Raw genomic sequence first — 13,367 nt, 5'->3', positions numbered from 1 at the left:
ACAACAACGAGGACAGACTTCGATGAAACCGAATTATTCGATCGCCGCTCTACTGATCACTCTTGGTTCGTGGGCCACGTTCGCGACTCCCTGCCCAGCTCAGTTGTTCGGCGGCGGTGGATTGCTCGGTGGTGGCGGACTTGGTGGAGGCGGCGGTATCGGAGGCGGTTTTGGTGGCGGTGGTTTTGGAGGCGCGCCGATCATGCGTCCTTCCGCACCGATCATCAATCGACCGATTGCGTCTAATTTACCAAGGCCCGCGGCGCCAAATCTCGGAGCTGGTTCGCGTCCGATCCTGGGAGGTGGACCATCGATCGGTTCGCTGCCAAGCGTCTCTCAGCCAGCCTTGGGTGATCGCCCGATTGCTAATCCGCCCATCGTCAATCGGCCCATCGTCAATCAGCCCATCGTCAATCAGCCCATCGTCAATCAGCCCATCGTCAATCCGCCCGGAGGCGCTACTTTTCCCGGAGGCAATCGACCGTCCTTGGGGGATCGCCCCATCGTCGGCAATCTTCCCAGCATGAATCGACCTGCCCTGCCCGGTAATGTCCGCCCCAGCCAGCCGGTGGATCGTGATCGGCTCAACGATTTTCTTAATCCCAATCGGCCTGATGCTGGCCGGTTGCCAGCTGCTCCGGCAGATCGGCCCATCATTGGCGACCGTCCCCTGCTCGGAGATCGGCCAATTTTGGGCGCCAAACCAATCCGCGGAGAACAGCCTATTCTCGGAAACCGCCCGATTCTCGGTGACCGTCCGATCATCGACAAACCGATTGTGCCCACCTTCGGCGGCCAGATTATTCGCGACGAGCTGCGGAAGGAAATCGTTGCTCGCCGAGTCGAGCGAGCGGTGGAGGTTCGCGATCGCGTCCGCGATTTGTACTACCGCGGGAATCATCCCTTCATGTATTGGCAGCACCACATGTGGACCCACCATCCGGTTTGGTCGTGGTGGCGAGTGACGGCGCCCTATCGCTGGGCCAATTGGTCATCCGTCTATTCCTGGTGCGGATACAGCGCGGCTTATACCCAACCTGTGAGATATGAGTACACCGCCCAAGGCGTTTACGCGAATGAAAAAGAAGTTGTTGTCGACGAAGACTATTCCAGGCAAGCGCGTGAGCTGGCAGCCGCTGGTGCACAGCTTCTCCAACAGAAGGTCGATGCGCAGGAGGCCGACAGTCTTGAATGGTTGCCGCTGGGCGTGTTTGCACTGTGCAAATCCGAGAGCGGGGATCCAACCATGTTCTTGCAACTGGCGATCAGCCGGGAAGGCATTGTCGGCGGCTCATTCGCCAACACGTCCAACAATGAAAACTTATCAGTGCAGGGTGGAGCCGACCGCGAATCGGCGAGATTGGCCGTTACCATCGGCGATCAGCAAGACATCGTGATCGAAACGGGACTCTACAACGTTACAGAGTCGCAGTCCGGCGCGATGGTTCATTACCAGGACGGCACGCGAGAGAACTGGCTGTTGGTCAAGATGCCCGATCCCCAAGGTAAATAACAACCGTCAGTCAAGCCAGGTGCAGGCACAATCAATCCTTGACACCGGAATACAATCACCGAAGTACTCCTATTCTTACGAGCGAACCATGGTCAGCTTCCTACCGACAATTGAGAACGAGACGTCAGCAGCCTGCACGATCGGTGCCAACTCGGTTGTAGAGATCGTTTCCTCGGGCCAGGTGCTTCACATCAAGGTGGCCGGCAATTCCAGTGTCATGTCGCACAGCGCTGTTGCCGTTGTGGTTGACAGCCAAGTCAGGGAATACGGCAGGGTTTGCGTGCTGTTCGAAATCCAGGATCATGATGGCTGCAAGGCGATGGCGCTGTGGCAAAACGAAACACTTGACTTCAAAGTTCAGCGAATGGAACACGAACACCTCGAGACAGCAAAGATGTTGTTGCTGAAACAAGTTGCCTGTCGTGGCGACTAGTCTACAGTAAGTGACCGTTGGTGATGGTACTTTGGAATTTCAAATTATTGCAGGGAAGATCGTCTAGCACACCAGGAGAGGGACCTCGATCTGATACAACTATGTTTACTTCGTTACTCCAATTGAAAAGAGCACACATGTTGACTTTAAAACATCGCGGCTGCTTAGCTGCACTGGCGACGATGATCACTTTTGGCCTAGTGGCCGCGACCTCCGAGATTGCATTGGCACAACAAAAGAAGCCGAACATTCTCGTCATCTGGGGTGATGATATCGGCCAGTTCAATGTAAGCGCGTACAACAGGGGCATGATGGGTTACAAGACGCCCAACATCGATCGCATCGCGCGGCAAGGCGCCCTATTCACGGATTGGTATGGCCAGCAAAGTTGTACCGCCGGACGCGCCGCCTTCATCACCGGCCAGTCGCCGATGCGGACCGGATTGACCAAAGTGGGACTACCCGGTGCAGCCGAGGGCATGCAGAAGGAGGACCCGACCATTGCCGGATTGCTGAAAGAGCAAGGTTATATGACAGGTCAGTTTGGTAAGAACCATTTGGGCGACCGTGACGAAATGCTGCCTACTAACCACGGATTCGACGAGTTTCTCGGTAACCTCTACCACTTAAACGCGGAAGAGGAGCCAGAGCTTCCTGATTACCCGAAGGACGCAGACTTCAAGAAGCGATTTGGTCCGCGCGGTGTGATCAAGTCGTCGGCTGACGGCAAGATCGAGGACACGGGACCACTGACAAAGAAACGTATGGAGACGGTCGACGAAGAAGTCACCAACGCGGCGTTGGATTTTATGGATCGTGCCGACAAAGCGGATAAGCCATTCTTCTGCTGGTGGAACAGCACGCGGATGCACGTCTGGACACATCTCAAACCCGAATCGGAAGGCAAAACCGGTTACGGCGTTTACGCCGACGGGATGGTGGAACACGATGGAATGGTTGGCCAGTTGCTCGACAAGCTTGACGAGCTCGGCATTGCTGACAATACCATCGTGATGTACTCGACCGACAATGGTGCGGAAGTCTTCACTTGGCCCGATGGCGGTTCGACGATGTTTGCTGGTGAGAAGGCTACGCAGTGGGAGGGTGGATTCCGCGTCCCAACTGCGATCCGTTGGCCAGGTGTTATTGAGGAAGGCAGCGTTGTGAACGACATCTGTGCCCACGAGGACATGCTGCCGACACTGCTGGCTGCGGCTGGTGACACGACGGTCAAAGAAGATCTGTTGAAGGGACGACAGGCCATCGGGCGAGACTACAACGTTCATCTAGACGGATACAATCTGATGCCGTTCCTTAAGGGAGAGGAAAAGAAAAGTCCACGGGAAGAATTCCTCTACTGGACGGACGACGGTCAAGTGGCTGCGCTTCGCTACAACGACTGGAAGATCACCTTCCTGAGGCAAAACGCGCACGGTATGCACGTATGGCAGGCTCCCTTTGAGCAGTTGCGGATGCCGATGGTTGGAAACCTGCGTACCGATCCTTTTGAGCGTGCTCACAAGGAAGCGATCGGATACGGCAAATGGCAGTTCGAGCACATGTTTGCGTTCGCACCCGCGGGTGCTTACGTAGGTCAATGGCTGGAAAGCTTCAAAGAGTATCCACCGCGTCAAAAGCCTGGCAGTTTCAACCTGAATAATGTCATGGAAGCGATCAAAAAAGGCTCCGGCGACAAGTAACGCCGCACCTTTTTTGAACGCTGCGTCGACTTTCCGGGCGGGCCGCACTCGTCTACTTCGAGTGCGTCCCGCAGCGATCCACATCATTCCAATTGCTCGAGCGTGAGACATCATGAGACGATGGAACCAGTTCCTTTTTACCATCCTGGTCCTATCGCTAACTCGTACCGCTATGGCGCAGCAGGCGTCGGCCCCGACGAAGGAAGTTGCCCAGCGTGTCGCTTCGTACGTTGGCGCTTTCAATCGACGCGATGTAGCCGCTTGTGCCAACCACTGGTCCGAGACCAGTGAATATGGCATCGCCGGCGCGGCGAATCCGATTGTGGGCCGAGAAGCAATTCGGAATGCGATCGAAAAACTCCTGAGCACGGACGAGGAGTTTCAACTTGCAATTGGTGACCAGCGATTTCGGCAGGTGTCTAACAACGTGGTCTTGGAGGAAGGTACCGCCCGGCTCGCCTCCGAGACTTACGGAGCGGAGTATGCCCGCTACCTCGTGGTGCACGTGAGGCAGAAAGGGACTTGGTATCGAGACAGCGTCCGAGAGACGGCCGTCGGCACCGAGTCCAACGACACGGAGGGACTGGAATCGTTAGTGGGCACCTGGAAATGTGAAGCAGACAACGCGACGTTGACCGTCAAGTCCACATGGAAACATGACAAGCGGTTCATCGAACGTTCCTTCACGCTGCAAGACAAGAACGGCCAAAGCGTAACGGCCACCGAAATGATCGGATGGGACCCGGCATCGTTGACCCTTCGATCATGGAGCTTCGATTCCCAAGGCGGTTTTGAACAAGCGATTTGGAATCGCGATAGCGACGGTTGGCTGATCAAGGCTGACGCCGTTCTGCCAGGCGGTATCACTGCCACGGAACAGCGCAGTCTGTCGATCGACTCCGAAGGGAATCTGCGAACTCAATCACTTGAGCAACAGTTCGGTGGGCGGCTAATGCCAGGTTCCAAACCAGTCACGTTAATTCGTCAAACGACGAATCAGGTCAGCAACCCAAATAGCCAGCAGGGAGAGACACCATGAATCGCCAATGCAGTGCCTTAACGATCGTCATCGCAATCCTCTTACCACTCGCTGGTACGACGCCGGCGACAGCCCAACTGTTTGGCGGAGGTGGCCTGCTGGGAGGTGGTGGGCTAGGTGGTGGCGGCTTACTCGGCGGTGGCGGACTGGGTGGCGGCGGAGGATTTGGTGGTGGAGGTCTAGGCGGCGGATTCGGTGGAGGTGGATTCGGTGGTGGAAGACCTGCGATTGGTGGAGGCGGATTCGGCGGTGGTGGATTTGGTGGTGGAGGTCTAGGCGGCGGACTCGGTGGAGGTGGATTCGGTGGTGGAAGACCTGCGATTGGTGGAGGCGGATTCGGCGGTGGTGGATTTGGGGGAGGTGGCCTCGGCGGAGGCCCCATGATCGGCGGTGGTGCCCCGCTCGTACGCCCTTCACTTCCAATCACGCGGCCTCAGCCTTCGTTACCCGCTGCGGCGCCCAATCCCATTTTTGGAGGCGGAGGCGGTCCGATCGGCGGCGGAAGCCCAATCAACAACTTGCCTAATTTTGACCGTCCCATCGCTGACCGTCCCATTTCAGACCGTCCCATCGCTGACCGTCCCATCGCTGACCGGCCGATCGCTGACCGGCCAATCGCTGACCGGCCGATCATGGATCGTCCTAGCCTTGACCGACCAATCGCGGATCGTCCGATTGCCGGCAATCTGCCCAACCTGGATCGTCCCATCGCCGATCGCCCGATCAGTGGGGGCGGACCGTTGGATAACAACCGTCCCATCGCTGGGAATCTCCCGAATCGACCGATCTTGGATCGGCCGGCACTCCCGGGAAATAACCTGCGTCCGAGCCAACCCATTGATCGCGATCGACTCAACGACTTTTTGGATAACAAACCGGTCGCTAGCCAGCTTCCCGATCGGCCAGTGCTGGATGATCGGCCGATCCGAGATCGGATTCCTGGTGACCGCCCTATTCTGGGCAATCCCCCCATCGGCAACCGCCCGATTATCAATCAACCCATCATGCCCAGTTTGGGGCAGGAGATTCTGCGAGACGAGGTTCATAAGGAGATCATCGGTCGACGAGTGGAGCGGGCGGTCCATGTCCGCGACCGGATTCAGCATCTGTACTACAGCCGCAATCATCCGTTTGTCTACTGGTGGCATTACATGTGGACCCGGCATCCGGTCTGGTCGTGGTGGCATGTGTCGACACCTTACCGTTGGGCCAACTGGTCATCAGTCTCGTCGTGGTGTGGATACAGCGGATCTTATGCCCAACCGGTCCAATACGAATACACGTCGCAGGGTGTTTACGTCGAAGGAAAGCAAGTCAAAGTCGATGACAAGTATTCCGAACAAGCACGCCAATTAGCTGCGGCTGGCAAACAGTTATTGCAACAGAAAGTCGACGCGCAAGAAGCTGACAAATTGGAGTGGTTGCCATTGGGTGTCTTTGCACTGTGCAAAGCCGATCAGGGTGATCCCACCATGTTTTTGCAATTGGCCATCAGCCGTGAAGGGATTATCGCCGGATCATTTGCCAACACTACCAACAATGAAAACCTTTCGGTACAAGGCGGAGCGGATCGAGAATCCACTCGACTGGCATTCACCATTGGCGACCAAGACGACGTGGTGATCGAAACGGGGCTCTACAACGTCACGGAGAAGCAATCCAGCGCGCTGGTCCATTACCAAAACGGCACGAGAGAGAACTGGATTCTCGTCAAAATGCCCGATCCACAGGGCCAACAAGCCAAATAAAAGGACTGATCGGGTTGCAAACGAAGGCTACCTCATGCTGTCGCTCCATAAACGGGGAACATCCAGGTGATGATCCTAAAGTCAAATGATGTTCGAAGAAACCAATCAACAAGAGAGAATCGAATGAGGAAGATCCTAGTCATTGCAACCGCGTTCCTATGCGGCACGGCAATCTGTGCGACTTCAAACGCACAGAAGGCTCCGACGCGTTCGGAGGGGGAATTCGAACAACAATCAGAAGCTGGATTTCATGAGCAGATGCCGGTCACCGGCACTGTGAATACCTTCTTTGGAGATTTTGAACTGGATCATAGTTTTCCGAAGGAAGGTGAGGCGGACAGAATCTACGACATCATCGATCACCAACGTGCATCACAACTCTACCTTTGGGGTTTGCCAATCGTGGCCATGACGCGATGGCACCAGGGCTACGTGGATGCCTTGGAAGACTACGATTACCAGACGATTGTCCATGCAAGTACATACAACGAGCGACGCGGAATTCTGACTCCAAACGAAAGTACGGAGTATTTTTGGGGCTTCGGAAACACGCGTGAAGGGGCCGTTATCCTGGATATTCCGAAGGGTGTGACCGTTGGGATGATCGCCGATATGTGGGAGCAGGGCCCGAGCGATATCGGCCTCTTCGGCCCCAACAGTGGCGAGGGTGGCGTTTTCGCGATCGTCGGCCCCAATACCCCGCAGGACAAAATCCCTTACCCAGCGAACAACCAGCGGATTGTCAAGGTTGATACCGACCAGGCGTTTGTCCTGGCCCGGCTGCTCGGTACTCCGGAAGAGGTCAAGTCTCTGAGTGCAAAACTCAAGTTCTACCGTTACGGCGACGAACCAAACGTGAAAATCGTTTCAGGCGAAGACAAGTACGTTCCCAACTATCAGCCGCGCGGGATGGCGTTTTGGAAGCTCTTGCACCTTGCAATCAACAAGGAAACGGTCCGCGATCAGGACCGTCACTTTATGTATTGGCTGAAGACCCTTGGTATCGAAAAGGATAAGCCATTCGAACCAACGGAGCGGCAGAAGAAGATCCTCCTGGACGGGGCCAAGACTGGTGAGCTGATGGCCAAGTCTTTTGTGTACAACGAACGCATCGAGGGCGTGCTTCGCCAAAACAACTGGCGGATGGTTTTGGGCGGCCCTTGGGGAGAAGGTATCAAATACACCCAGCGTGTCGGTCACTACGATACTTTCGATCCTCGGGCACGATACACCTATGAAGCCTGTGTTACCTCGCCGGCCATGACCGTGCCTTACAAGGACAAAGCCCAGGCCTACATCGTTAAATTCAAAGATGACGACGGCAAACGCATGAAGGGTGGCAACAACTACGTCATCCAAATCGCCAAGGATCCACCTGCAAAACTCTTTTGGTCCATTGTTGTCTACGATTCCGACACACGCACCATTCTGGATAACCGCGAGGTGACCGAAGGCGGCAAGGCGACCGTGGGTAGCCGAACGAAAGGGCTGCGAACCAACGACGACGGTACCATCACGATGCTGGTCGGCCCCGACGCGCCGCCCAAAGGCTGGGAAGCTAACTATGTTCGTACTCTGCCGGGACGCGGCTGGTTCCCCTACCTAAGAGGCTTCGGTGCCGGACCGGAGTTCTTTAATGATGAGTACAAGCTCCCGACCGTCAAAGCGGTCAAGGACTTTTCGGAGTATGCCAAGTAACACCGTTTTAGTCGTGGAGCGACGCCACGTGACAGCCTCGGGTTCTAACCCGAGGTTGTCAAAACGTTCACATGCATGAGTCGCGGTGCGACGACATTTGGCAATCGTCAGAACCAGGAAACGACGCCAGCGTGCCGTCGACCCGCCACCGAACATGTTTAGATTCGTTGGGAGATCGAATGTATGAAACAAGGTGAAAATCACATGCCGTCGCTCCGCGACTGAAGACACTGATTCAACCCTCTGACCCACTAGTTCACCCAATTTTTGAAAGAAGCATCATGAAGCGTGTTCAAGCACCACTCCTCACTCTTGTATTGGCTGGGCTTTTTGCCGCCCTATCAGCCAATGCACAAGACGAATCGTTCAAAGGCAAGATCGGCAAGACGCTGAAAGATTCCGAACAGTACTGGCCCAAGCCCGTCGCGCCGGGAGAAAACGCCCCGAACGTCCTGGTCTGGCTGATCGACGATATGGGCTTTGGACATTGCAGCCCCTTCGGTGGGCTCACACCGACCCCGACGCTTGAGCGCCTCTCGGCCAATGGTCTGCGCTTCAACAATTTCCACACCACGGCTCTGTGCTCGCCTTCACGCACCGCGATTGCCGCCGGTCGCAATCATCACAACCTTGGCATGGGTTCCCACTCGCTCACCGCGATGGGCTTCCCTGGCTACAACGCCCACCCACCGGAATCCGCCAAGGGCTACGCCGACATCCTCAAGCGGGCAGGATGGTCGACGATGTTCTTGGGCAAGTGGGACCACACCCCGCAGTGGGAATCGACCTTCGCTGGTCCGTTTGATCGCTGGCCTTCCGGGGATGGTTGGGAACACTTCTACGGCTTCATGTCCGGTGACATGAACAACTTCAACCCGATCATGTGGATGGACCACACGCCGATGCAGCCGAGCTACGACAAGCCCGGCTACCACGTGAACGAGGACCTGGCAGACACCGCGATCCGCTGGATCTCAATGCAGAAAGCCTCCGCCCAGAAAAAGCCCTTCAACATGTTCTGGGCCACCGGCGCGGTCCACGCCCCACATCAGGCGCCCGAGAACTGGATCCGAAAATTCCGCGGCAAATTCGATATGGGTTACGACAAGGCGCGTGAAATAATCCTTGCCAACCAGATCAAAATGGGCATCGCCCCGGAAGGCACAAAGTTGTCGCCGCGTGACGAAGAGATCCCGGCCTGGGACACCCTTAACGATCAAGAAAAAGCGCTCTACGCCCGCCAGATGGAGGCCTTCGCTGGCCAACTTGCTTACTCGGACTACGAGTTCGGTCGCATTCTCGATTACCTCGAAAAGATCGGCGAACTCGACAACACGATTGTCATGTTCACGTCCGACAACGGCGGCAGCGGCGAGGGTGGTCTGCATGGCACCTTCAACGAAAACGGCTTCTTTAACGGTCGCCCGAACATCCCCTATGAGATCAACAGCCAATACATGAACCAGTGGGGTAACCGCGTCGGCGTCTGGCACGTCACCGCTGGCTGGACTCAGGCGGGCAACACCCCGTTCCAATTCTTCAAGCAAAGCGCCCACCGTGGCGGAAATGCTGATCCTCTGATCGTGTCATGGCCGAAAGGGATCGACAAGAAGAACAACGGCCAGGTCCGCAACCAGTACCATCATATCATCGACATCGCACCGACCATCCTCGAAGCCTGCGGCGTCGAGGCGCCGAAGGTGCTCGATGGCGTCGAGCAGATGCCTTTCGATGGCGTTCCGATGAATTACGCGTTCGCGAACCCCAAGGCTGAGGACACCCGCACCGTTCAGTATTATGAAATGTTCGGCAACCGTGGCATCTACGCAGACGGCTGGACCGCCGTCACCCTGCACCGCAACAAGCGGCCCTGGGTGCTCAATGCCGAGGGAACCCTCGATGGAGACGTCTGGGAGCTCTACAACTTGAAGGAAGACTTCTCGCAGAGCAACAATCTCGCCGACAAACATCCGGAGAAACTGAAGGAACTCCAGACGTTGTTTGAAGTGGAGGCGAAGAAGAACAATGTCTTCCCGCTCGACGGAGACATCGGCCCCCGGTTCGCCGCGATGCAGGCGATCGCCGCCCCGCAGGAAAAAGAACTTGTCTACTACCCGCCGGCCGCGATCCGCGTCCACGAGTCGGTTTCACCTCCGATCAAGAACCGCTCGCACGAATTGATCGCGGAGGTCGACATGCCAAAAGGCGGCGGTGGTGACGGTATGCTGGTGACCGCTGGCGGGCGGACCGCCGGTTACGCGTTGTTCGTCAAGAACAACCACCTCTACTACGTCTACAACTTCATCGGCATCGACCGCACGGTGATCGAGTCGTCGGTGCCAGTTCCAGAGGGCAAATCGACCCTCTCGATGAAGTTCACTAAGACAGGGAAGTTCGAGGGCGACGCGGAGATCTTTATCGATGGCAAGAGCGTTGGCAAAGAGCACCTTCCGAATACCGTTCCCATCACCTTCTCGATCGAAGAGACTTTCGATGTCGGTGAGGATACCGGTTCGCCAGTGATCGAGGACGTCTACGCGATCCCGTTCCGCTGCGAGTCGCTCCAGAAGCTGACCGTGAAACGGAGTGATGATTGACGAATGTCAGTTCCGAGACGAGAACGTCATGGGGCGGTCTTACGATCGCCTCGACGTTCCGCAGAGACAACCCGCAACAGCCCAGCGGATTATCGCTGGGTATGAACTGGATACCGTGATGGCAGTTGAATCAGCAGATCGAAATTTACTGTTCGCCCTAATTGCGATGCAAAGCGATTTGATCGATATGCGTCAATTCGTTGATGCCTGCACCCTTTGGGGGTCCCGGAAGGAATCCTCACTGGCTGAGGTGCTGATTGAACAGGGCTGGCTGGACGAAGAAGATCGTCAGCATGTTGATTATCTGTTGAAGAAGCGGATGAAAAAAGCCGGTGGCGACGTAAAGAAATCACTGGCTGGAATGCCCGACGATCTGAAAACTGCATTGGAAGGCATCGACAGCGGCGAGATTCGGCAGTCGCTCGCGGGGATCGAGTCCAGCGAGCGGATCGCGACCGGTCCCAAGCTCTCCACAACTCATCTATCGGATGACCGCATTACCCGTTGTGGTCTGCATTCAACCGGCGGAATCGGTCAGGTATGGCTGGCGCACGACAAGGTCCTCGCCCGCGAAGTAGCGCTCAAGGAGCTCAAAGCGAATCAATCGGAGTCGCCAGTCACCCGAGAACGTTTCTTTCGGGAAGCACAGATCACCGCTCAGTTGACTCATCCTGGAACCGTTCCCGTCTACGATTATGTCGACGATGGAACGCAAAGCTATTACACCATGAAGTTCGTCCAAGGCGCAACTTTTACGAAGCAGATTCAGGAGTACCACCGTTGGCGCAACGACAACGCAAGTACGGGCGTAACGAGCAGACTGATCGATCTGCTCCATCAATTCGTCAGTGTCTGCAACACCATTGCCTACGCACACTCTCGACAGATTCTCCATCGAGACCTGAAACCTGAGAACATCGTGGTGGGTGATTTTGGAGAAGTGATCGTCCTGGACTGGGGGTTGGCCAAACGTATGGGCGATCAAGATGCAGAGGTGCCTGCGGATGACACGCCTTTCGCAGCCACGATCGACATCCAAGAGAAACCTGATTCGCCCGGAATCGCACACACACTGCAAGGTGAGAAGCTCGGGACGCCCGCCTACATGTCGCCGGAGCAGGCGCGAGGAGAGGTTCAACTCTTTGACGAACGGACGGATGTTTACGGATTGGCGTCGATCCTTTACGAACTTCTGGTGGGCGAACCGCCATTCTCTGGCAAAAGTATCGTTGCCATGCTGGAGAATGTCATTCACGACAAACCGACCGCCCCCCGCGACCGCATCGACGGAATCCCAAGAGAGCTTGAGGGAATTTGCCTGCAAGGATTATCGAAAAAGCGTGATGATCGTCAACGTTCTGCTGCCGTCATCGGCAATTCAGTGAAGACGTGGATTGCTGAACGCGCCGAACGAAGGAGGACAGAGCAGGAACGTGAGCGTTTCTTTAATCTCTCGCTCGACCTCTTGGCGATCGTCAGTACCACGGGCAATTTGACCCTTACGAATCCGGCATGGGGATCTGTGCTCGGCTGGCAGTCCGACGACTTACAGGGCATGCCGGTCTGGGAGTTGATCGCTGCAGATGATCATGCACGTGCTCTGAAAAATCACGAGAGAATTCTGGCGGGCGAAGCCTTGACCTCGATGGAATATCGGTGCGCCCGCAAAGACGGCGCGCACTGCTGGATCTTATGGAATGCCAAACTGATTCCAGGTGAATCTTCGATTTACCTAGTGGGACGTGACATCACGGAGCGAAAGCAGGCGGAGCAGACGTTCCAAGGGCTGCTCGAATCGGCCCCGGATGCGATGGTGGTCATCAATCAAACGGGAACGATCGTGTTGGTCAACGACCAGCTCGAACGTCTGTTTGGTTACACCCGTGCCGAACTGCTGGGAGGTCCGATTGAATTGCTCGTGCCCGAGCAGTTACGCACTACTCACCCACACAAAGTATCTAAATACATGAAAGACGCTCATGCCAGACCGATGGGTGCAGGTATGGAGTTGAGTGGGCAACGAAAAGACGGAACGATCTTTCCCGTAGAAATCAGTCTCGGGCCCGTCGAAACAGAACAGGGCATGCTAGTCTCAGCAGCCGTTCGCGACGTTACCGCTAGCCGGAAAGAGGAGAAGAAACTGCAAGGCATACTCGACGCCGCGCCTGACGCAATGGTTGTCGCTGATCGCGATCGGCGAATCATTTTGGTCAACGCTCAGGTCACGCGGATTTTCGGATACGCCCAGGACGAACTAATCGGACAACGAATCGAAACACTGATCCCCGAAAGATTTCGCGAGGGACATCCGGAAAAATTTGATTCGTACGCCGGGGCACCTAAATTCCGCCCCATGGGCGCGGGCCGTGAGTTGTCGGGGCGACGCCAGGATGGCAGCGAATTTCCCGTCGAGATCAGTCTCAGCCCATTGGAAACGGAGGAAGGGCTGTTGCTGATCAGCACGATCCGAGACATTTCAGAACGCAAACGGGCCGCCGAGGAGACTTGACCATTCGCGAAAACGCACCAACACGCAATAAGTTTCAAGACCAACAGGAGACACACGAACGCACACACATCAAGAATAACCTTCTGATACGCGAAGCGACGACATATCACTTCATACAAACAAACAACAA

General features: G+C 55.9%; 8 protein-coding genes. All 8 read left to right on the top strand.

The window, feature by feature from the left end:
• Window positions 1-22 precede the first annotated feature (22 nt).
• The 8 genes from CA13_RS13105 (at window position 23) to CA13_RS13070 (ending at window position 13,237) form a co-directional block, all read left to right on the top strand.
• Entirely contained in the window at window positions 23-1,513 is a 1,491-nt protein-coding gene (locus CA13_RS13105; RefSeq protein WP_419194278.1) for a hypothetical protein, read from the top strand.
• Window positions 1,514-1,601: 88 nt separating this feature from the next.
• The gene (locus tag CA13_RS13100; RefSeq protein ID WP_146397319.1) at window positions 1,602-1,946 is read left to right on the top strand and encodes a hypothetical protein; all 345 of its coding nucleotides are present in this window, start codon (window positions 1,602-1,604) and stop codon (window positions 1,944-1,946) included.
• 182 nt (window positions 1,947-2,128) lie between these two features.
• Window positions 2,129-3,646, top strand: coding sequence for an arylsulfatase (locus CA13_RS13095; RefSeq protein ID WP_473087509.1), 1,518 nt, complete (start codon window positions 2,129-2,131; stop codon window positions 3,644-3,646).
• Window positions 3,647-3,758: 112 nt separating this feature from the next.
• Complete coding sequence (locus tag CA13_RS13090; RefSeq protein ID WP_146397315.1) at window positions 3,759-4,685, top strand: YybH family protein; 927 nt, start codon at window positions 3,759-3,761, stop codon at window positions 4,683-4,685.
• Entirely contained in the window at window positions 4,682-6,433 is a 1,752-nt protein-coding gene (locus CA13_RS35065; protein ID WP_419194276.1) for a hypothetical protein, read from the top strand. The genes CA13_RS13090 and CA13_RS35065 overlap by 4 nt, the downstream gene beginning before the upstream one ends.
• Window positions 6,434-6,556: 123 nt before the next feature.
• Complete coding sequence (locus CA13_RS13080) at window positions 6,557-8,131, top strand: DUF1214 domain-containing protein (RefSeq protein ID WP_419194275.1); 1,575 nt, start codon at window positions 6,557-6,559, stop codon at window positions 8,129-8,131.
• A gap of 281 nt (window positions 8,132-8,412) precedes the next feature.
• On the top strand, window positions 8,413-10,728 hold the full coding sequence (locus CA13_RS13075) for an arylsulfatase (protein WP_146397312.1): 2,316 nt from the start codon (window positions 8,413-8,415) through the stop codon (window positions 10,726-10,728).
• Complete coding sequence (locus CA13_RS13070; RefSeq protein WP_146397310.1) at window positions 10,721-13,237, top strand: PAS domain S-box protein; 2,517 nt, start codon at window positions 10,721-10,723, stop codon at window positions 13,235-13,237. The genes CA13_RS13075 and CA13_RS13070 overlap by 8 nt, the downstream gene beginning before the upstream one ends.
• Window positions 13,238-13,367: the final 130 nt, after the last annotated feature.

The organism is Novipirellula herctigrandis (assembly GCA_007859835.1).
Classification (GTDB): Bacteria; Planctomycetota; Planctomycetia; order Pirellulales; family Pirellulaceae; genus Novipirellula_A; species Novipirellula_A herctigrandis.
Note: the sequence above shows the minus strand (reverse complement) of the source record. Positions and strands in the feature narration are given on the sequence as shown.